The 21,585-nt window shown below is 33.8% G+C and carries 18 protein-coding genes; all 18 read left to right on the top strand.

Annotation, left to right across the window (positions count from 1 at the left end; translation table 11 throughout):
• Positions 1–56 precede the first annotated feature (56 nt).
• The 18 genes from xerC (at position 57) to infB (ending at position 21,573) form a co-directional block, all read left to right on the top strand.
• The gene (gene xerC / locus CD128_RS03965) at positions 57–950 is read left to right on the top strand and encodes a tyrosine recombinase XerC (RefSeq protein WP_103328780.1); all 894 of its coding nucleotides are present in this window, start codon (positions 57–59) and stop codon (positions 948–950) included.
• Positions 951–1,496, top strand: coding sequence for an ATP-dependent protease subunit HslV (gene hslV / locus CD128_RS03960; RefSeq protein ID WP_103328779.1), 546 nt, complete (start codon positions 951–953; stop codon positions 1,494–1,496).
• Positions 1,497–1,558: 62 nt separating this feature from the next.
• A complete protein-coding gene (hslU, locus tag CD128_RS03955) occupies positions 1,559–2,962 on the top strand; it encodes an ATP-dependent protease ATPase subunit HslU (protein WP_103328778.1) in 1,404 nt (467 codons plus the stop codon).
• A gap of 21 nt (positions 2,963–2,983) precedes the next feature.
• Positions 2,984–3,757 carry a GTP-sensing pleiotropic transcriptional regulator CodY gene (codY, locus tag CD128_RS03950; protein WP_103328777.1) on the top strand — a complete coding sequence of 258 codons (774 nt, stop codon included), beginning with the start codon at positions 2,984–2,986 and terminating at the stop codon, positions 3,755–3,757.
• A gap of 272 nt (positions 3,758–4,029) precedes the next feature.
• Complete coding sequence (gene rpsB / locus CD128_RS03945; RefSeq protein ID WP_103296943.1) at positions 4,030–4,818, top strand: 30S ribosomal protein S2; 789 nt, start codon at positions 4,030–4,032, stop codon at positions 4,816–4,818.
• 180 nt (positions 4,819–4,998) lie between these two features.
• Positions 4,999–5,877, top strand: coding sequence for a translation elongation factor Ts (gene tsf / locus CD128_RS03940; RefSeq protein ID WP_103328776.1), 879 nt, complete (start codon positions 4,999–5,001; stop codon positions 5,875–5,877).
• A 140-nt stretch (positions 5,878–6,017) separates the two neighbouring features.
• Positions 6,018–6,740 carry a UMP kinase gene (gene pyrH / locus CD128_RS03935; RefSeq protein ID WP_103296946.1) on the top strand — a complete coding sequence of 241 codons (723 nt, stop codon included), beginning with the start codon at positions 6,018–6,020 and terminating at the stop codon, positions 6,738–6,740.
• Positions 6,741–6,755: 15 nt separating this feature from the next.
• Entirely contained in the window at positions 6,756–7,310 is a 555-nt protein-coding gene (gene frr, locus CD128_RS03930; RefSeq protein ID WP_103328775.1) for a ribosome recycling factor, read from the top strand.
• Between the two features lie 226 nt (positions 7,311–7,536).
• Positions 7,537–8,307, top strand: a complete 771-nt coding sequence (locus tag CD128_RS03925; protein ID WP_103328774.1) for an isoprenyl transferase — start codon at positions 7,537–7,539, stop codon at positions 8,305–8,307.
• Between the two features lie 3 nt (positions 8,308–8,310).
• Complete coding sequence (locus tag CD128_RS03920) at positions 8,311–9,093, top strand: phosphatidate cytidylyltransferase (protein WP_103328773.1); 783 nt, start codon at positions 8,311–8,313, stop codon at positions 9,091–9,093.
• A gap of 221 nt (positions 9,094–9,314) precedes the next feature.
• On the top strand, positions 9,315–10,601 hold the full coding sequence (gene rseP / locus CD128_RS03915; protein ID WP_103328772.1) for an RIP metalloprotease RseP: 1,287 nt from the start codon (positions 9,315–9,317) through the stop codon (positions 10,599–10,601).
• A 17-nt stretch (positions 10,602–10,618) separates the two neighbouring features.
• Positions 10,619–12,319 carry a proline--tRNA ligase gene (locus CD128_RS03910; protein WP_103328771.1) on the top strand — a complete coding sequence of 567 codons (1,701 nt, stop codon included), beginning with the start codon at positions 10,619–10,621 and terminating at the stop codon, positions 12,317–12,319.
• A gap of 228 nt (positions 12,320–12,547) precedes the next feature.
• On the top strand, positions 12,548–16,858 hold the full coding sequence (locus CD128_RS03905; protein WP_103328782.1) for a PolC-type DNA polymerase III: 4,311 nt from the start codon (positions 12,548–12,550) through the stop codon (positions 16,856–16,858).
• Positions 16,859–17,041: 183 nt separating this feature from the next.
• Entirely contained in the window at positions 17,042–17,509 is a 468-nt protein-coding gene (gene rimP / locus CD128_RS03900) for a ribosome maturation factor RimP (protein ID WP_103296955.1), read from the top strand.
• 20 nt (positions 17,510–17,529) lie between these two features.
• A complete protein-coding gene (gene nusA / locus CD128_RS03895; protein WP_103328770.1) occupies positions 17,530–18,813 on the top strand; it encodes a transcription termination factor NusA in 1,284 nt (427 codons plus the stop codon).
• A gap of 27 nt (positions 18,814–18,840) precedes the next feature.
• Positions 18,841–19,125: an RNase P modulator RnpM gene (rnpM, locus tag CD128_RS03890; RefSeq protein WP_103328769.1), complete on the top strand. Its 285-nt coding sequence runs from the start codon at positions 18,841–18,843 to the stop codon at positions 19,123–19,125.
• On the top strand, positions 19,122–19,439 hold the full coding sequence (locus CD128_RS03885; protein ID WP_103296961.1) for a YlxQ family RNA-binding protein: 318 nt from the start codon (positions 19,122–19,124) through the stop codon (positions 19,437–19,439). Before rnpM ends, CD128_RS03885 begins: the two co-directional genes overlap by 4 nt.
• 4 nt (positions 19,440–19,443) lie before the next feature.
• The gene (gene infB / locus CD128_RS03880) at positions 19,444–21,573 is read left to right on the top strand and encodes a translation initiation factor IF-2 (protein ID WP_103328768.1); all 2,130 of its coding nucleotides are present in this window, start codon (positions 19,444–19,446) and stop codon (positions 21,571–21,573) included.
• Positions 21,574–21,585 lie beyond the last annotated feature (12 nt).

The raw sequence follows: 21,585 nt of genomic DNA, 5'->3' as shown, positions 1-21,585 counted from the left end.
ATTTTAGTCCCTTCCATAATATATGCTACAATGCATATGATGGAGGGGATTTTTAAGTGGAAGAAATCCAAAAAACATTTTTAAATATGCTAAAAGTTGAAAGAAATTTCTCCGACCATACCTTAAAATCTTATCATGATGATTTAGAGCAATTTAACCGCTTTCTAAATCAAGAAATGTTACAATTAAATACGTTTGAATATAAAGACGCTAGAAATTATTTAAGTTTTTTATATTCTCAAAATTTAAAAAGAACGACTGTATCTAGAAAAATATCAACGCTAAGAACATTTTATGAATTTTGGATGACTCAAGATAATTCAATCATTAATCCTTTTGTGCAATTAGTTCATCCTAAAAAAGAACAATATCTACCTCAATTCTTTTACGAAGAAGAGATGGAGGCATTGTTTAAAACAGTAGCTAAGGATTCTAAAAAAGGATTAAGAGATCGAGTTATTTTAGAACTATTATATGCAACAGGCATACGTGTTTCAGAATTAGTAAATATTAAACTTACTGATATAGATATGTCATTACCAGGCGTCAAAGTACTGGGAAAAGGTAATAAAGAACGCTTTGTTCCATTTGGAGAATTTTGTCGACAAAGCATTGAACAATATTTAAATGAATTTAAACCTGTTCAACACAAATCACATCCCTATTTAATAGTGAATATGAATGGTGACCCTATTACGGTTAGGGGAATTCGATATGTGCTTAATGATGTGGTTAAACGTACTGCAGGAGTAACTGAAATTCATCCCCATAAGTTAAGACATACGTTTGCTACTCACTTATTAAATCAAGGAGCGGATTTGCGAACAGTTCAATCTTTGTTAGGTCATGTGAATCTTTCAACAACTGGAAAGTATACGCATGTATCAAATCAACAATTACGCAAGGTATATTTAAACGCACATCCTCGAGCGAAAAAGGAGAGTAAATAAATGAGTAAGACATCATTACATGCTACAACTATTTATGCAGTGAGACATAATGGAGAAGCAGCGATGGCAGGAGATGGCCAAGTTACGCTTGGTGAACAAGTCATTATGAAACAAACTGCCCGTAAAGTTAGACGTTTATATGAAGGTAAAGTATTAGCTGGATTTGCAGGAAGTGTGGCAGATGCATTTACTTTATTTGAAAAGTTTGAAACTAAACTACAGCAATTTAGCGGTAACTTAGAACGTGCAGCTGTTGAATTAGCTCAAGAATGGCGAGGAGATAAGCAACTACGTCAACTTGAAGCAATGCTTATTGTTATGGATAAAGATGCAATATTAGTAGTTAGTGGAACAGGAGAAGTTATTGCACCAGATGATGATTTAATCGCTATTGGTTCTGGTGGTAACTATGCACTAAGTGCTGGTAGAGCATTGAAACGTCACGCTACACACATGTCTGCTAAAGAAATGACATATGAAAGTTTAAAAGTAGCCTCTGATATATGTGTATTTACAAATGATAATATTATCGTGGAAACTTTATAATAGTTTAATAAATCATGGGAATGAATATATATGGACATACATTTAGTTGGAGGTAATAATTAATGGATGCAAACGGTATAAAATTAACACCTAAAGATATCGTATCTAAATTAGATGAATATATTGTTGGTCAAGACGATGCGAAACGTAAAGTTGCTATCGCTTTAAGAAACAGATATAGAAGAAGCCTTCTTGACGATGAAACTAAACAAGAAATCGCACCTAAAAATATTTTAATGATTGGTCCAACAGGTGTAGGTAAAACAGAAATCGCACGTCGAATGGCTAAAATAGTAGGCGCACCATTTATTAAAGTGGAAGCTACTAAATTTACCGAAGTAGGTTATGTTGGTCGCGATGTTGAGAGTATGGTAAGAGACTTAGTAGATGTCGCAGTACGATTAGTAAAAGATCAAAAAAAAGCTTTAGTAAAAGATGAAGCTACTGAAAAAGCTAATGAAAAATTAGTAAAACTTTTAGTTCCTAGTATGAAGAAAAAAGCGTCACAAAATAATAATCCACTTGAATCACTTTTAGGTGGTACACTTCCAAACTTTGGTAATAATGATGACGAGGAAGAAGATGCACCAACTGAAGAAATTAAAACGAAACGTTCTGAAATCAAAAGACAACTTTTAGATGGTAAACTTGAAGAAGAGAAAGTTAGAATCAAAGTGGAGCAAGATCCAGGTGCATTAGGCATGTTAGGTACTAACCAAAATCAACAAATGCAAGATATGATGAATCAACTTATGCCTAAACGTAAAGTTGAACGCGTTGTTCCAGTGAAAACAGCACGTAAGATTTTAATAGATGATTTTGCTGATGAATTAATCGACCAAGAAACAGCTAACCAAGAAGCATTAGAATTAGCTGAACAAATGGGTATCATCTTTATTGATGAAATCGACAAAGTTGCGACTAACAATTCAAATAGTGGTCAAGATGTGTCAAGACAAGGTGTACAACGTGATATTTTACCAATTCTCGAAGGTAGCATGATTCAAACGAAATATGGTACTGTAAACACTGAACACATGCTCTTTATAGGGGCTGGAGCTTTCCATGTTTCAAAACCTAGTGATTTAATTCCTGAATTACAAGGTCGTTTCCCAATTAGAGTTGAACTTGAAAGCTTAACAGTAAATGACTTCTTTAGAATTTTAACAGAACCTAAATTATCACTTATTAAACAATATGAAGCTTTACTAAAAACTGAAGATGTTACTGTGAACTTCTCTGAGGAAGCGATTACTCGTTTAGCAGAGATGGCGTATCAAGTAAACCAAGACACAGACAATATAGGTGCGCGTCGCTTGCACACTATTTTAGAAAAAATGCTTGAAGATTTATCGTATGAAGCTCCAAATATGCCGAATGCGGTTGTAGATATAACACCTCAATATGTTGATGATAAATTGAAATCAATTTCAACTAATAAAGATTTAAGTGCATTTATTTTATAATATAAATAAAGGAGAAATTTTATGAGCTTATTATCTAAAACTAGAGAATTAAATACGTTATTACAAAAACATAAAGGTATAGCTGTAGACTTTAAAGATGTTGCCCAAACAATTAGTAGCGTAACAGTGACAAACGTGTTTATCGTGTCACGTAGAGGAAAAATCTTAGGTTCCAGTTTAAATGAACTTTTAAAAAGCGAAAGAATTAGTGAAATGTTAGAAAGCAAACACATTCCAAGCGAATATACTGAATTATTAATGGATGTTAAGCAAACAGAATCTAACATTAAAATCGACAATGAATTAACTGTTTTCCCTCCTGAAGATAAAGATACTTTCATTAATAGTCGTACTACTGTTTTCCCAATTTTAGGTGGTGGAGAACGTTTAGGTACATTAGTTCTAGGACGTGTAGAAGACGACTTCAATGAAAATGATTTAGTTTTAGGCGAATATGCAGCAACAGTAATTGGTATGGAAATCCTTCGTGAAAAGCATAATGAAGTTGAAAAAGAAGCGCGTGATAAAGCAGCTATCACTATGGCAATTAATTCACTTTCTTATTCTGAAAAAGAAGCAATCGAACACATTTTTGAAGAATTAGGCGGTAATGAAGGATTATTAATCGCATCTAAAGTTGCTGATAGAGTAGGTATTACACGTTCTGTAATCGTTAACGCATTACGTAAACTTGAAAGTGCTGGTGTAATCGAATCTCGATCGTTAGGAATGAAAGGTACATTCATTAAAGTTAAAAAAGAAAAATTCTTAGATGAATTAGAACGTAATAAATAATAGATGTTAACTGATTTCTAATCTAACTAGTTAATAGAAACGAGCTGAGTTAATTCTTTTTACAAGGTAACTTGAAAGCTCGTTTTTATTTTTAAGAAAAAAATAAATGATATTAAATCAGTCGTTGCACTAGCAAAAAAATTATGGTATTATTATTGACGGCTATAAAGCCAATACACACATGATAAACGTATATGCAAAGGGTGCAATTCTAAGAATTGTCTTTACATTAGTTTATTATGGAGGTAAATAACCAATAGGAGGAATTTAAAATGGCAGTAATTTCAATGAAACAATTACTAGAAGCCGGTGTTCACTTCGGTCACCAAACACGCCGTTGGAACCCAAAAATGAAAAAATATATCTTCACTGAAAGAAATGGTATCTATATCATTGACTTACAAAAAACAGTGAAAAAAGTTGAAGAAGCTTACAATTTCTTAAAACAAGTATCAGAAGATGGCGGTAAAGTCTTATTCGTAGGTACTAAAAAACAAGCACAAGAATCAGTTAAAGCTGAAGCTGAACGTGCTGGACAATTCTACGTTAACCAAAGATGGTTAGGCGGAATTTTAACTAACTACAAAACAATTTCTAAACGTATTAAACGTATTTCTGAAATCGAAAAAATGGAAGAAGACGGTTTATTCGAAGTATTACCTAAAAAAGAAGTTGTTGAACTTAAAAAAGAATACGACCGTTTAATCAAATTCTTAGGCGGTATTCGTGATATGAAATCAATGCCTCAAGCATTATTCGTAGTTGACCCTCGTAAAGAGCGCAACGCGATTGCTGAAGCACGTAAATTAAATATCCCAATCGTTGGTATTGTTGACACTAACTGTGATCCTGATGAAATCGATTACGTTATCCCAGCGAACGACGATGCTATCCGTGCCGTTAAATTATTAACTGGTAAAATGGCAGACGCTGTCTTAGAAGGTCAACAAGGTATTTCTAACGATGAAGTAGCTGCAGAACAAAACATCGATTTAGATGAAAAAGAACAATCTCAAGAAGCAGAATCAACTGAAGAAAATACTACTGTTGAATCAAACTAAGATATAGTTTAAATGGGTGATAAGATGTAATGCTTATCGCCCTTTTTTCAAATATAAAGCATTTAATAACTTAAAAAATATTCATTAAATAATAATAGAGTATTGGAAATTAGAGTACCTTTAATGGTAATATTTAAGTATCATCTATTATTACAATTAGACATATTGGAGGAATAATTAATGGCAATTTCAGCAAAACTTGTTAAAGAATTACGTGAAAGAACTGGCGCTGGTATGATGGATTGTAAAAAAGCGCTAACTGAAACTGATGGTGACATCGATAAAGCGATTGATTACTTACGTGAAAAAGGTATCGCTAAAGCAGCTAAAAAAGCTGACCGTATCGCAGCAGAAGGTTTAGTACACGTTGAAGTAAAAGGTAATGAAGCTGCAATCGTTGAAATCAACTCTGAAACAGACTTCGTTGCTCGTAATGAAGGTTTCCAAGAATTAGTAAAAGAAATTGCTAACCAAGTTCTTGAAAGCAAAGCTGAAACAGTTGAAGCTTTATTAGAAACTAAATTATCAAGTGGTCAAACAGTTGATGAAAGAATGAAAGAAGCTATCTCAACTATCGGTGAAAAATTAAGCATCCGTCGTTTTGCTATCAGAACTAAATCTGACAACGATGCATTTGGTGCATACTTACACATGGGTGGACGTATTGGTGTGTTAACTGTTGTTGAAGGTACTACTGATGAAGAAGCAGCTAAAGACGTTGCTATGCACATCGCAGCAATCAACCCTAAATATGTTTCATCTGATCAAGTAAATGAAGAAGAAATCAACCATGAAAGAGAAGTATTAAAACAACAAGCATTAAATGAAGGTAAACCTGAAAACATCGTTGAAAAAATGGTTGAAGGACGTTTACGTAAATATCTTCAAGAAATTTGTGCAGTTGATCAAAACTTCGTTAAAGATCCAGACCAAACAGTTGAAGCTTTCTTAAAATCTAAAGGTGGTAAACTTGTTGACTTCGTACGTTATGAAGTAGGCGAAGGTATGGAAAAACGTGAAGAAAACTTTGCTGACGAAGTAAAAGGACAAATGAAATAATCTTTCAACATTACTAAACAAGAAAGAAGGCACCTTTGAGTTTTTCTATTAGATAGAGTTTCTACTTTATCTTAGAAGACGCGTTCGTGTCTTCTTTACTTGTATATATTACATATTTTTACAATAGAGAGGAAAAAACAATGGCGCAAACTTCTAAATATAAACGTGTAGTCTTAAAACTTAGCGGTGAGGCACTTGCAGGAGATAAAGGCTTTGGAATTAATCCAATGATTATCAAAAGCGTAGCTGAACAAGTAGCTGAAGTAGCTAAAATGGATTGTGAAATTGCTGTAATTGTTGGCGGCGGCAATATCTGGAGAGGTAAAACAGGTAGTGATTTAGGTATGGACCGTGGTACAGCTGATTATATGGGCATGTTAGCAACTGTAATGAATGCACTTGCTTTACAAGATAGCCTTGAACAATTAGACTGTGATACTCGCGTATTAACATCAATTGAAATGAAACAAGTAGCAGAACCTTACATCCGTCGTCGTGCTATTAGACACTTAGAGAAAAAACGTGTAGTTATTTTTGCAGCTGGTATTGGTAATCCATACTTCTCTACAGATACTACTGCAGCATTACGTGCAGCAGAGGTTGAAGCTGATGTTATTTTAATGGGTAAAAATAATGTAGATGGCGTATATTCAGCTGACCCTAAAGTTGATAAAAATGCAGTGAAATACGATCACTTAACTCATATCCAAATGTTACAAGAAGGATTACAAGTTATGGATTCAACTGCTTCTTCATTCTGTATGGATAACAATATTCCATTAAATGTCTTCTCAATTATGGAAGAAGGAAATATTAAACGCGCAGTAATGGGAGAAAAAATCGGTACTTTAATTACTAAATAATTTGAGGTGTAAAACATGAGTGACATTATCCAAGATACTAAAGCTAGAATGAAAAAATCTATCGATAACTTATCACGTGAATTAGCTAATATCAGTGCAGGTAGAGCTAACTCTAACTTATTAAATGGTGTAACTGTTGATTATTATGGTGCACCAACGCCTGTACAACAATTAGCAAGCATTAATGTGCCTGAAGCACGTTTATTAGTTATCTCTCCTTACGATAAAACATCTGTTGCTGATATCGAAAAAGCAATCATCGCTGCTAACTTAGGTGTTAACCCAACTAGTGATGGTGAAGTTATTCGTATCACTGTTCCAGCTTTAACAGAAGAGCGTCGTAAAGAATTAGTTAAAAACGTTAAAAAAATCGGTGAAGATGCTAAAGTTTCAATTCGTAACATTCGCCGTGACATTAACGATCAATTGAAAAAAGACGAGAAAAATGGCGATATTACTGAAGATGACTTAAGAAGTCAAACTGAAGATGTTCAAAAAGCGACTGATAATTCTATTAAAGAAATTGATCAATTAGTAGAAGATAAAGAAAAAGATATCATGTCTGTATAATTTAGAATATTAATAACGTTTAATTATTCATATATTTTGTGAATTCACCGTATTATTAATTATGATAGTACAATAATCATTTTAGTCTAAACTGTGCCAATTCAGACTTTGGTACAGTTTTTTAATTTGCTTATTCAATGCCATTATCGAGTATGATAAAATGATAGATGATTTCTTAAATAACTAATATAATATAACAGAGATGATCAGGCTCGGAGGAAAGACCATGTTTAAAAAGCTAATACAAAGAAATAAGACTAAAATCACTCATAACGATGATTTAGATTTACATAATTTACCTGAACATGTAGCGATTATCATGGACGGAAATGGACGTTGGGCTAAAAAGCGTAAAATGCCTAGAATTAAAGGTCATTATGAAGGTATGCAAACAATAAAAAAAGTAACGCGTGAAGCAAGCAACTTAGGTATTAAATACTTAACTTTATACGCTTTTTCAACGGAAAATTGGTCTAGACCTGAAAATGAAGTTAATTATATCATGAATTTACCTGTTAATTTTTTAAAAACTTTTCTACCGGAACTTATAGAAAAAAATGTCCAAATTGAAACAATTGGTTTTTTAGAGGCAGTGCCTCAATCAACAATTGATGCTATTGAACATGCAAAAGAGAAAACAAAAGATAATACAGGTTTGAAATTAATATTTGCCATTAATTATGGTGGACGAGCTGAAATTGTTCAAAGTATGAAATCAATTTATGATGAGCTTCAAAATAATGGTCAGGATAGTAATGACATCGACGAAACAATGATATCGAAACATTTAATGACGCATCCCTACCCAGATCCTGAATTATTAATTCGCACTTCTGGTGAACAACGCATTAGTAACTTTTTAATTTGGCAATCTTCTTATAGTGAATTTATCTTTAATGAGAAGTTATGGCCGGATTTTGATGCTGAGGAATTTAAAAAATGTTTAAAAATATACCAATCTCGTCAAAGACGATTTGGAGGATTAAGTAAGGAGTAGCGTATGAAAGTTAGAACTTTAACCGCGATTATAGCTTTAATTATATTTCTACCTATCTTATTAAAAGGTGGAACTATTTTAATGTTATTTGCTTATTTGCTAGCCTTAATCGCATTAAAAGAACTGTTGAATATGAATATGATTAAATTGCTTTCTATTCCAGGTATTTTTAGTGCTTTAGCGTTAATTATAATTATGTTACCGCAAGACGCTGGTCAGTGGGTAAATGATGTTCAGCTAAAAAGTTTAATCGCAATGAGCTTTATATTATTAAGTTATACTGTACTTTCTAAAAATAGATTTAGTTTTATGGATGCAGCATTTTGTTTAATGTCAGTTGCTTACGTAGGCATTGGCTTCATGTATTTTTATGCTACACGTGAAGATGGCTTGCACTATATACTATATGCATTTTTAGTTGTATGGTTAACTGATACAGGCGCATATTTATTTGGTCGTTTAATGGGCAAACATAAGTTATGGCCTGTCATCAGCCCAAATAAAACAATAGAAGGTTTTATTGGTGGATTAATTTGTAGTTTAATTGTGCCACTAGTTATGCTATTTTTCGTTGATTTCCACTTAAATGTTTGGTTATTGCTACTTGTAACGATAATCTTAAGTATGTTTGGTCAACTTGGTGATTTAGTGGAATCAGGATTTAAACGTCATTTCGGTGTAAAAGATTCAGGAAGAATTTTACCTGGACACGGTGGTATACTAGACCGTTTTGATAGTTTTATGTTTGTGTTACCTTTACTCAACATATTATTAATACAAATATAGTAAGAATTTAACGTAATATTTATTTTTAAAAAATGAATAATGGTATAATTGAGGAGTTATTGAATTTACTGTTGATTAGAAGCATTCAATCACGTAATTCTTAACTCCTTTTCTCAAAGGTAATAGTATTACTTGAAAAAAATTACAAAATCATACATAATCTACAACATTCTTATAACTTGAATTGACGTAGATAAATTTAATTAATTGAGGTGTAGCGAGTGAGTTATTTAGTCACTATTGTCTCATTTATTATCGTATTTGGTGTACTTGTAACGGTACATGAATATGGTCATATGTTCTTTGCTAAACGTGCAGGGATTATGTGTCCGGAATTTGCGATTGGTATGGGACCGAAAATTTTTAGTTTCCGCAAAGACGAAACCCTTTATACAATCCGTTTATTACCTGTGGGAGGCTATGTAAGAATGGCCGGAGATGGTCTTGAAGAACCGTCCGTGGAACCAGGTATGAATGTAAAAATAAAATTAAATGACCAAGATGAAATTACACATATTATTTTGGATGATCAACATAAATTCCAAAAAATTGAAGCTATTGAAGTAAAGCAATGTGATTTTAAAGATGACTTATTTATAGAAGGTATTACGTCTTATGATAATGAAAGACATCATTTTAATATCGCTAAGAAAGCTTATTTTGTTGAAAATGGTAGTCTAATTCAAATTGCGCCTAGAAATCGCCAATTTGCTCACAAAAAACCATTACCCAAATTTTTAACATTATTTGCAGGACCATTATTTAACTTTCTTTTAGCTATCGTATTATTTATCGGCTTAGCTTATTATCAAGGAACGCCTACAACTACAGTTAATCAATTGGCGGATAATTATCCAGCACAACAAGCTGGTTTAAAAACAGGCGATAAAATTTTACAATTAGGTAGTCACAAGGTAGATAATTTTGAAGATATTCAAAAAGCTGCTGATCAAATTAAAGACCATAAAACAACGTTAAAAGTTGAACGTGATGGTAAAGTTAAAACGTTAGACATTACACCTAAAAAACAAGTGATTAAGCAAACTAAAATGAATTCAGTTACAAAATATGTACTAGGTTTCCAACCTAAAAATGAGCACTCATTGTTTAAACCTATTCCAGCTGGTATTGAAAACTTCGTTGATGCTAGTACAGTCATTTTCAAAGCAGTAGGTACAATGATAGCAAGTATCTTCACAGGCGGATTCACATTTGACATGCTTAATGGACCAGTAGGCATCTATCATAATGTCGATTCAGTGGTTAAACAAGGTGTTATCGCGCTTACATTTTACACTGCGTTATTAAGTGTAAACTTAGGTATAATGAACTTATTACCAATTCCAGCACTTGATGGTGGTAGAATTCTATTTGTTATTTATGAAGCTATTTTCAGAAGACCAGTGAATAAAAAAGCAGAAACAGCTATCATAGCTGTTGGGGCGATATTTGTAGTAATTATCATGGTACTGGTTACTTGGAACGATATACAACGCTATTTCTTATAATTTAGGAGGAGAACGATATGAAACAATCAAAAGTATTCATACCAACGATGCGAGAAGTACCTGCAGAAGCAGAAGCTTTAAGCCATCAATTATTATTAAAAGCAGGATTAATCAAACAAAGTACAAGTGGTATCTATAGCTATTTACCATTAGCAACACGCGTTTTAAATAATATTTCTAAAATTATTCGTGAAGAAATGGAAAGTGTAGATGCAGTTGAAATTTTAATGCCTGCACTTCAACAAGCTGAGTTATGGGAAGAATCAGGTCGTTGGGGAGCATATGGCCCTGAATTGATGCGTTTAAAAGATCGTAATGGTAGAGAATTTGCTTTAGGACCTACACATGAAGAAGTTGTTACTTCAATCGTACGTGATGAACTTAAATCTTATAAACGTTTACCAATTACTTTATTCCAAATTCAATCTAAATTCCGTGATGAGAAACGTCCACGCTTTGGATTGTTACGTGGTAGAGAATTCATTATGAAAGATGCTTATTCTTTCCATGCAGATGAAGAATCATTAGATCAAACATACCAAGATATGTATAACGCTTATAGCCGTATATTTAAACGTGTAGGAATCAATGCACGTCCAGTTGTAGCAGATTCAGGTGCTATCGGTGGTAACCACACACACGAATTTATGGCGTTAAGTAAAATTGGTGAAGACACAATCGTTTATAGTGAAAATAGTGATTATGCAGCAAATATCGAAAAAGCAGAAGTTGTTTATCATCCTAATGAAAAACATACAGAAGTTGCTGAATTAAGCAAAATTGAAACACCAAACGTTAAAACTGCTCAAGAATTAGCTGACTTCTTAAATCGTCCAGTAGATGAAATTGTTAAAACAATGATCTTCAAAGTAGATGGCGAATTTATAATGTTCTTAGTAAGAGGTCATCATGAATTGAACGATGTGAAAGTAAAATCATTCTTTGATACTGATAATGTCGAAATGGCTACTCAAGATGAAATTGTTAACTTGTTAGGTGCTAACCCAGGTTCATTAGGTCCTATTCATGATAGAGAAATTAAAATCTATGCCGATAATTATGTGAAAGATTTAAATAATATCGTGGTAGGCGCAAATGAAGATGGATACCACTATGTAAATGCAAATGTTGACCGTGATTTCAAGATTGATGAATATGGAGACTTCCGCTTCATTTTAGAAGGAGAACAACTAAGTGATGGTTCAGGTGAAGCTAAATTCGCTGAAGGTATTGAAGTAGGACAAGTATTTAAACTTGGTACTAAATACTCAGAAGCGATGAATGCAACATTCTTAGATAATCAAGGTAAAGCACAACCGTTAATCATGGGCTGCTATGGTATCGGTGTTTCTAGAACACTAAGTGCGATTGTAGAACAAAATAATGATGAAAATGGTATTATCTGGCCTAAATCAGTAACACCATTTGATTTACATTTAATTACAATTAACCCTAAAAAAGAAGAACAACTTGAATTAGCTAACCAATTATATGCACAGTTCCAAGGTAAGTACGATGTGTTATATGATGACCGCCAAGATCGTGCAGGTGTTAAATTTAATGACGCTGATTTAATTGGTTTACCTATTCGTGTTGTTGTAGGTAAAAATGCATCTGAAGGTATTGTTGAAGTGAAAGTACGCCATACTGGCGACAGCGAAGATGTGCATATTGATGATTTAGAAGCACACGTAGCTAAAATTTACGAAAACTTATAAAATTATTTAAAAGTTTAATTAGAAGCGGTAAAAATGTATGTGGCATTTTTACCGTTTTAATTATGTTTATAGAATTAATTTTCAAAAAATAAAGAAATAATCTGTACGAATGAAAAATGATTATTGAAGTAGTATAATAGATATCAAGTTTGTAAATGTAGGGTAGTGAGGAACACTATAAACAGTGATGAATTTAAGTATGAAATAAGGTGGTTATCTGTCGTGGCAATGACGAATCAAGAAAAATTTAGAGTGCTTGCTGACCAAATCAAAATTTCAAATCAACTTGATCAAGAAATTCTTGAAAATGGGGAATTAACGCGCGTTGATGTATCAAATAAAAATAGAACATGGGAATTTCAAATTACATTGCCATACTTTCTTTCAAATGAAGATTATTTAATCTTTACCAATGCAATCACCGAAGAATTTAAAGAAATCGCAAAAGTAGATTGGCATTTCACGATACAAAATACAAGTAACCAAGATGAACATGCAATCAAATACTTTGGTCATTGTATCGAACATACTGCTTTATCTCCTAAAGTGAAAGGGCAATTAAAGCAAAAACGTTTAATTATGTCTGGTAATGTTTTAAAAATTATGACTTCAAACGATATTGAAAGAAATCATTTTGACAAAGTATGTAACGGCAGTTTGGTGAAAGCTTTTCAAAAATGCGGATTTGATATAGATAAAGTTATCTTTGAAACGGATGACTCTAATACGGATGAAGATTTAGCTTCATTAGAGGCACATATTCAAGAAGAAGACGAAAAAAGCGCAAGAGAAGCAACTGAAAAAATGGAAAAAATTAAAGCTGAAAAAGCGAAACAGCAAGATAATAACGAAAGTAGCGTAGATAAATGTCAAATTGGTAAACCAATTCAAGTTGAGAATATTAAACCAATCGAATCCATTATTGAGGAAGAGTTTAAAGTAGCTATTGAAGGGGTCATCTTTGATATTAATCTGAAAGAACTAAAAAGTGGCCGCCATATCGTAGAATTGAAAGTGACAGACTACACAGATTCATTAGTATTAAAAATGTTTACTAGAAAAAATAAAGATGACTTAGATCACTTTAAAGCATTAAGTGTAGGTAAATGGGTGCGTGCACAAGGACGTATTGAAGAAGATACATTTGTACGTGACTTAGTGATGATGATGTCTGATATTGAGGAAATTAAAAAGACACCAAAACAAGATAAAGCTGAAGAGAAACGTGTTGAATTCCATTTACATACATCCATGAGTCAAATGGATGGGATTCCTAACATTAGCTCTTATGTTGCACAAGCAGCTAATTGGGGTCATAAAGCTATCGCCGTGACCGACCATAATGTAGTTCAAGCATTCCCAGAAGCGCATAGTGCTGCTGAGAAAAATGGTATTAAAATGATTTATGGTATGGAAGGCATGCTTGTAGATGATGGTGTGCCCATTGCTTATAAACCAACAAATAGAGACTTAAAAGAAGCGACTTATGTCGTCTTTGACGTTGAGACAACAGGTTTATCTAACCAATATGACCAAATTATTGAACTTGCCGCTGTAAAAGTGAAAGACGGCGAAATTATTGATAAATTTGAACGTTTTAGTAATCCGCATGAAAAGTTATCTGAAACGATTATTAATTTAACGCATATCACAGACGATATGTTAACAGATGCTCCAGAAATTGAAGAAGTACTAACAGAATTTAAAGAATGGGTTGGCGATGCTATATTTGTAGCACATAATGCTTCATTCGATATGGGCTTTATTGATACGGGATATGAAAGACTTGGTTTCGGTCCTTCTACAAATGGGGTTATTGATACACTTGAATTATCTCGTACAATCAATACTGAATACGGTAAACATGGTTTGAACTTCTTAGCTAAAAAATATGGCGTAGAACTTACACAACACCACAGAGCCATTTATGATACGGAGGCAACAGCCTACATTTTCTTAAAAATGGTGCAACAAATGAAAGAATTAGGTGTTACAAACCATAAAGATATCAATAAAAAATTAACAAATGAAGATGCTTATAAACGTGCGCGTCCTACGCATGTCACTTTAATTGTGCAAACACAAGAAGGACTTAAAAATCTCTTCAAAATTGTAAGTGCATCATTAGTTAAATATTATTACCGTACACCAAGAATTCCGCGTTCATTATTAAATGAATATCGCGAAGGCATCTTAGTGGGTACAGCTTGTGATGAGGGCGAACTGTTTACAGCAGTAATGCAACGAGATCAAGCAGAAGTTGAAAAAATCGCGAAATACTATGATTTCATTGAAGTGCAGCCGCCAAAACTTTATCAAGATTTAATTGATCGTGAGTTAATTAGAGATACTGAAACGTTATATGAAATTTATGACCGTATCTTAAAAGCTGGTGAAAGTACTGGTATTCCTGTACTAGCAACTGGTAATGCGCATTATTTATACGAACATGATGCGATTGCGCGTAAAATTCTGATTGCTTCTCAACCGGGTAATCCATTAAATCGTTCAACGTTACCAGAAGCTCATTTTAGAACGACTGATGAAATGTTAGACGAATTTCATTTCTTAGGAGAAGAAAAAGCCTATGAAATCGTTGTTAAAAACACGAATGAATTAGCAGATCGTATAGATAAAGTTATTCCGATTAAAGATAAACTGTTCACGCCACGTATGGAAGGTGCTAACGAAGAAATACGAGAATTAAGTTATGCTAATGCACGAAAACTTTATGGTGAAGATTTACCTCAAATTGTTATTGATCGTTTAGAAAAAGAATTAGCTAGTATTATCGGGAATGGATTCTCTGTAATCTATTTGATTTCTCAACGATTAGTTAAAAAATCATTAGACGATGGCTATCTTGTAGGATCTCGTGGTTCTGTAGGTTCAAGTTTCGTAGCGACAATGACTGAAATTACAGAAGTTAACCCATTACCACCGCATTATATTTGCCAGAACTGTAAAACAAGTGAGTTCTTCGATGATGGGTCAGTAGGGTCTGGTTTCGACTTGCCTGATAAAAAATGTAGTACATGTGGCTCAGATTTAATTAAAGAAGGACAAGATATTCCGTTCGAAACGTTCTTAGGATTTAAAGGGGATAAAGTACCCGATATTGATTTGAACTTTAGTGGTGAATATCAACCTAACGCACATAACTATACGAAAGTGCTATTCGGTGAAGATAAAGTATTCCGTGCTGGAACAATCGGTACGGTTGCTGAAAAGACTGCCTTTGGTTATGTAAAAGGTTACTTAAATGATCAAGGCATTCATAAACGTGGTGCTGAAGTGGATCGTCTAGTTAAAGGGTGTACCGGTGTTAAACGTACGACTGGTCAGCACCCTGGCGGTATTATCGTAGTACCTGATTATATGGATATTTATGATTTTACGCCTATTCAATTCCCAGCAGATGACCAAAGTGCGTCATGGATGACAACACACTTTGACTTCCATTCTATTCACGACAACGTATTAAAACTTGATATTCTTGGACACGATGACCCAACCATGATACGTATGTTACAAGATTTATCAGGTATCGATCCTAAGACGATTCCAGTCGATGATAAAGAAACAATGCAAATCTTTAGTAGTCCTGAATCACTAGGCGTGACTGAGGAAGAAATTTTATGTAAAACCGGAACATTTGGAGTGCCTGAATTTGGTACAGGGTTTGTGCGTCAAATGCTAGAAGATACGAAACCGACGACGTTCTCAGAGCTTGTTCAAATTTCAGGATTATCTCATGGTACAGATGTATGGTTAGGTAATGCACAAGAACTGATTCGTTCTGGCATATGTGACTTATCAAGCGTAATTGGCTGTCGTGACGATATCATGGTTTATTTAATGTATGCAGGTCTAGAACCGTCTATGGCCTTTAAAACGATGGAGTCAGTACGTAAAGGTAAAGGTTTAACGGATGAAATGATTGAAGCTATGAAAGAAAACAATGTACCAGATTGGTATTTAGATTCATGTCTTAAAATTAAGTACATGTTCCCTAAAGCCCATGCTGCTGCATATGTATTAATGGCTGTGCGTATCGCTTATTTCAAGGTTCATTACCCTTTATACTACTACGCTGCTTATTTCACTATTCGTGCATCAGACTTTGATTTAATTACAATGATTAAAGATAAAGAAAGCATAAAAAATACTGTTAAAGACATGTATTCTCGTTATATGGATTTAGGTAAGAAAGAGAAAGACGTTTTAACTGTATTAGAAATTATGAACGAAATGGCACATAGAGGTTTCCGTATGCAATCTATTAGCTTAGAGAAAAGCCAGGCCTTTGATTTTATCATTGAGGGCGATACATTGATTCCACCATTTGTCGCTGTTCCTGGTTTAGGTGAGAACGTAGCGAAACGTATCGTAGAAGCACGTGAAGATGGACCGTTCTTATCAAAAGAAGACTTAAATAAAAAAGCAGGTTTATCACAAAAAGTCATCGAGTATTTAGATGATTTAGGCTCATTACCAGATTTACCAGATAAAGCACAGTTATCTATTTTTGATATCTAAAATGAACAGAGTAGCTACAACGCTAATATTTACTACACAGGTATTCATCAAGTCTTAGTTTAAATAGCTTAATTTGTTTAATAAATGAACTTGTGATATAATTGCACTGTGTAAAAATTTGACTCAGGCAGAAAGAGTGGGCATATACCCGCTCTTTTCTATTTGCCAAAAAAGGAGGCCTGTATGAGTAAAATAACTGAAGAAGTAGAAACTATCATTTCTCCTGTTTTAGACGAATTAAACTTTGAATTAGTAGATATCGAGTATGCTAAAGAAGGAAAAGATCATTTCTTAAGAATTTCTATCGATAAAGAAGGTGGCGTCGATTTAAATGATTGTACGCTTGCTTCTGAAAAGATAAGCGAAGTCATGGATGAAAAAGACCCAATATCTGAAATGTACTATTTAGATGTTGCGTCTCCAGGTGCCGAGCGTCCAATTAAAAAAGAAAAAGAGTATCAAAATGCAATCGACAAACCAGTATTTGTATCATTATATGCTCCAATTGAAGGAGATAAAGAGTGGCTAGGTATCTTGAAAGAGGTAACTGATGATGCAATTACGATGGAAGTTAAAGAAAAAGCTAGAACTAAAAATATCGAAATCCCAAGAAATAAAATTGCAAAAGCACGTCACGCAGTAATGATTTAACGTGATGAGGAGGAATAATTGTGGCAAGTAATGAGTTATTATTAGCAACTGAATATTTAGAGAAAGAAAAGAAAATCCCAAGAGAAGTTTTAATTGATGCTATTGAAGCAGCATTAATTACAGCATATAAGAAAAACTATGATAGTGCTAGAAACGTACGTGTAGAATTAAACATGGATGAAGGTACTTTCAAAGTTATCGCACGTAAAGAAGTCGTAGAAGAAGTATTTGACGACCGTGATGAAGTTGATCTAAGCACAGCATTAGTTAAAAACCCTGCTTATGAAATCGGTGACATCTACGAAGAAGATGTTACACCTAAAGACTTTGGTCGTGTTGGTGCACAAGCGGCTAAACAAGCGGTAATGCAACGTTTAAGAGACGCTGAAAGAGAAATTCTTTATAAAGAATTCATCGATAAAGAAGAAGACATTTTAACAGGTGTGATTGACCGTGTTGACCACCGTTATGTTTACGTTAATTTAGGACGTATTGAAGCTGTGTTATCTGAACCTGAAAGAAGTCCAAATGAAAGTTACATTCCAAACGAACGTATTAAAGTGTATGTAAACAAAGTTGAACAAACAACTAAAGGTCCTCAAATTTATGTATCTAGAAGTCACCCAGGTTTACTTAAACGTTTATTTGAGCAAGAAGTGCCTGAAATCTATGACGGAACTGTTATCGTTAAATCAGTAGCACGTGAAGCGGGAGACCGTTCTAAAATTAGTGTGTACTCTGAAAATCCTGACATTGATGCAGTAGGTGCATGCGTAGGTGCTAAAGGTGCTCGTGTTGAAGCTGTAGTAGAAGAACTTGGCGGAGAAAAAATCGACATCGTTCAATGGAATGAAGATCCTAAAGTTTTCGTGCGTAATGCATTAAGCCCATCACAAGTACTTGAAGTAATTGTTAGTGAAGATAACCAATCTACAGTCGTAGTTGTACCTGATTATCAATTATCTCTGGCTATCGGTAAAAGAGGTCAAAACGCACGTTTAGCAGCTAAATTAACTGGTTGGAAGATTGATATCAAATCAGAAACTGACGCACGTGAAGCGGGCATCTATCCTGTTATCGAATCAGAAGAACAAGCTGATGAAATCGTTATGACAGGTGACGAAGATGTAGAAATCGATGACGTTAATTTAGAAGAATCTAATTTAACAACTGCTGAATTAGCAGCTGAAATTGATGAACCTTCTGATGAAGAAAGTGAAGAAGTTTCTGAAAATGAAGAAACAGAAGAAACATCTGAAGAAGTAGAGCAAACAGAAGACGAGAAAGAAAATAAAGACGTTTAAGCATAAAATTGGGGTGAGTAATTAATAATGAAGAAGAAAAAAATTCCAATGCGCAAATGTATTATTACTAATGAAATGCGTCCTAAAAAAGAAATGATTCGCGTTGTTATTAATAAAGAAGGCGAGATATTTGCTGATGGTACAGGGAAACAGCAAGGAAGAGGCGCATATGTTTCAAAAAATGTTAAAAGTGTAGAAGAAGCTCAACAAAAAGGCGTACTTGAGAGATATTTTAATGAAAATCCTGAAAAATTAGACCCAGTCTACAAAGAAATTATCAGATTAATTTATAGAGAAGAGATTCCTAAATGACCAAAGAAAAAATATTTAATTTTTTAGGGTTAGCTATGAGAGCTAGAAAAGTTAAAGCAGGAGAATCTGTATTATTAACAGAAATTAAAAAACAAAATGTTAAATTGGTTATTTTAGCTTCTGATGCTTCTGAAAACTCTATAAAAAATATACAAAACAAATGTGAAACATACCATGTTCCATTTAGAATTTTCGGTACGAGAGCAGAATTAGGCCAATCTTTAGGCAAAGCAGAACGCGTAAATGTTGGAGTCACTGACTCAGGATTTGCTAAAAAGCTAAAGTCTATGATTGATGAATATTGTAAGGAGTGATTATATGAGTAAAAAAAGAATTTATGAATATGCGAAAGAATTAAACGTGAAAAGTAAAGAGATTATCGATGAGTTAAAGAAAATGGACGTAGAAGTATCTAATCACATGCAAGCGCTAGAAGACGATCAAATTAAAGTGCTTGATAAGAAATTTAAACCACAACAAAGTGGTAATAATGATAAACAAACTACTCAAAATAATCACCAAAAACAACAAAGTAACAACAATAATAAGAAACAAAATAACAAAGGAAACGCTAATCCTAAAAACAATAAAAATAACAAAAACAATAATAAAAATAAAAACAACAAAAATAATAAGAACAACAAGAACAATAATAAAGGAAACAAAAATAAACCAGCAGCTGAACCTAAAGAAATGCCATCAAAAATTACTTATGAAGAAGGCATTACTGTTGGTGAATTAGCAGATAAATTAAATATTGAATCATCAGGCATTATTAAAAAATTATTCTTATTAGGTATTGTAGCGAATATCAACCAATCTCTAGACGAAGAAACGTTAGAATTAATTGCTGATGACTATGGTGTAGAAATTGAAAAAGAAGTAGTAGTTAATGAAGAAGATCTTTCAACTTACTTTGATAATGAAGAAGACGATCCAGATGCAATTGAAAGACCAGCTGTTGTAACTATCATGGGTCACGTTGACCACGGTAAAACAACATTACTTGATTCAATTCGTCATACAAAAGTAACTGCTGGCGAAGCTGGTGGTATTACGCAACATATCGGTGCATACCAAATTGAAAATGCTGGTAAGAAAATTACTTTCTTAGATACTCCAGGACACGCAGCTTTCACTACAATGCGTGCACGTGGTGCTCAAGTTACCGACATCACTATCTTAGTAGTAGCGGCAGATGATGGTGTAATGCCTCAAACAATTGAAGCGATTAACCACGCTAAAGAAGCGAATGTACCTACAATCGTTGCAGTAAACAAAATCGATAAACCAACTGCTAATCCAGACCGCGTAATGCAAGAATTAACTGAATATGGTTTAATTCCTGAAGATTGGGGCGGCGACACAATCTTCGTTCAATTATCAGCATTAAGTGGCGATGGTATCGATGACTTATTAGAAATGATTGGTTTAGTAGCTGAAGTTCAAGAATTAAAAGCTAATCCTGATAAACAAGCTGTTGGTACAGTAATTGAAGCAGAATTAGATAAATCACGTGGCCCAGCAGCATCATTACTTGTACAAAATGGGACATTAAATGTTGGTGATTCAATCGTAGTAGGTAATACGTATGGACGTATTCGTGCTATGGTAAATGATCTTGGTCAAAGAATTAAAACTGCAGGTCCATCAACTCCAGTTGAAATTACAGGTATTAATGATGTACCTTTAGCTGGTGACCGTTTCGTTATTTTCAAAGATGAGAAACAAGCGCGTCGTATTGGTGAAGCACGTCATGAAGCAAGCGTGATTCAACAACGTCAAGAAAGTAAAAACGTTTCATTAGATAACTTATTTGAACAAATGAAACAAGGTGAAATGAAAGATCTTAACGTTATCATTAAAGGTGACGTTCAAGGTTCAGTAGAAGCCTTAGCTGCTTCTTTAATGAAGATTGATGTAGAAGGCGTAAACGTACGTATTATTCACACTGCTGTAGGTGCTATCAACGAATCAGACGTAACATTAGCTAATGCCTCAAATGGTATCATCATCGGATTTAACGTTCGTCCTGACGCTGGTGCTAAACGTGCTGCTGAAGCTGAAAATGTTGATATGCGTCTTCACCGTGTCATTTACAACGTTATCGAAGAAATCGAATCAGCTATGAAAGGTTTATTAGACCCTGAATTCGAAGAACAAGTCATCGGTCAAGCTGAAGTACGTCAAACATTCAAAGTATCTAAAGTTGGTACAATCGCAGGTAGTTACGTAACTGAAGGTAAAATCACTCGTAACGCAGGCGTACGTGTTATCAGAGATGGCATCGTATTATTTGAAGGTGAATTAGACACATTAAAACGTTTCAAAGACGATGCTAAAGAAGTAGCACAAGGTTATGAATGTGGTATTACAATTGAGAAATTTAACGACATCAAAGAAGGCGACATTATCGAAGCCTTTGAAATGGTAGAAGTTGAAAGATAATTTAACACTTTA

The sequence above is a fragment of the Staphylococcus croceilyticus genome (genome assembly GCF_002902575.1).
GTDB lineage: Bacteria > Bacillota > Bacilli > Staphylococcales > Staphylococcaceae > Staphylococcus > Staphylococcus croceilyticus.
The sequence above is the reverse complement of the archived record's forward strand: the minus strand, read 5'-3'. Positions and strand labels throughout refer to the sequence as shown.

Bases quoted from the DNA above. Each gene is read 5' to 3' on its own strand.
- rpsB (WP_103296943.1), top strand. From the start codon at position 4,030: ATGGCAGTAATTTCAATGAAACAATTACTAGAAGCCGGTGTTCACTTC.
- CD128_RS03885 (WP_103296961.1), top strand. From the start codon at position 19,122: ATGACCAAAGAAAAAATATTTAATTTTTTAGGGTTAGCTATGAGAGCT.
- CD128_RS03920 (WP_103328773.1), top strand. From the start codon at position 8,311: ATGAAAGTTAGAACTTTAACCGCGATTATAGCTTTAATTATATTTCTA.
- infB (WP_103328768.1), top strand. From the start codon at position 19,444: ATGAGTAAAAAAAGAATTTATGAATATGCGAAAGAATTAAACGTGAAA.
- CD128_RS03905 (WP_103328782.1), top strand. From the start codon at position 12,548: ATGACGAATCAAGAAAAATTTAGAGTGCTTGCTGACCAAATCAAAATT.
- codY (WP_103328777.1), top strand. From the start codon at position 2,984: ATGAGCTTATTATCTAAAACTAGAGAATTAAATACGTTATTACAAAAA.
- pyrH (WP_103296946.1), top strand. From the start codon at position 6,018: ATGGCGCAAACTTCTAAATATAAACGTGTAGTCTTAAAACTTAGCGGT.
- tsf (WP_103328776.1), top strand. From the start codon at position 4,999: ATGGCAATTTCAGCAAAACTTGTTAAAGAATTACGTGAAAGAACTGGC.
- hslV (WP_103328779.1), top strand. From the start codon at position 951: ATGAGTAAGACATCATTACATGCTACAACTATTTATGCAGTGAGACAT.
- frr (WP_103328775.1), top strand. From the start codon at position 6,756: ATGAGTGACATTATCCAAGATACTAAAGCTAGAATGAAAAAATCTATC.
- hslU (WP_103328778.1), top strand. From the start codon at position 1,559: ATGGATGCAAACGGTATAAAATTAACACCTAAAGATATCGTATCTAAA.
- CD128_RS03925 (WP_103328774.1), top strand. From the start codon at position 7,537: ATGTTTAAAAAGCTAATACAAAGAAATAAGACTAAAATCACTCATAAC.
- rnpM (WP_103328769.1), top strand. From the start codon at position 18,841: ATGAAGAAGAAAAAAATTCCAATGCGCAAATGTATTATTACTAATGAA.
- CD128_RS03910 (WP_103328771.1), top strand. From the start codon at position 10,619: ATGAAACAATCAAAAGTATTCATACCAACGATGCGAGAAGTACCTGCA.
- rimP (WP_103296955.1), top strand. From the start codon at position 17,042: ATGAGTAAAATAACTGAAGAAGTAGAAACTATCATTTCTCCTGTTTTA.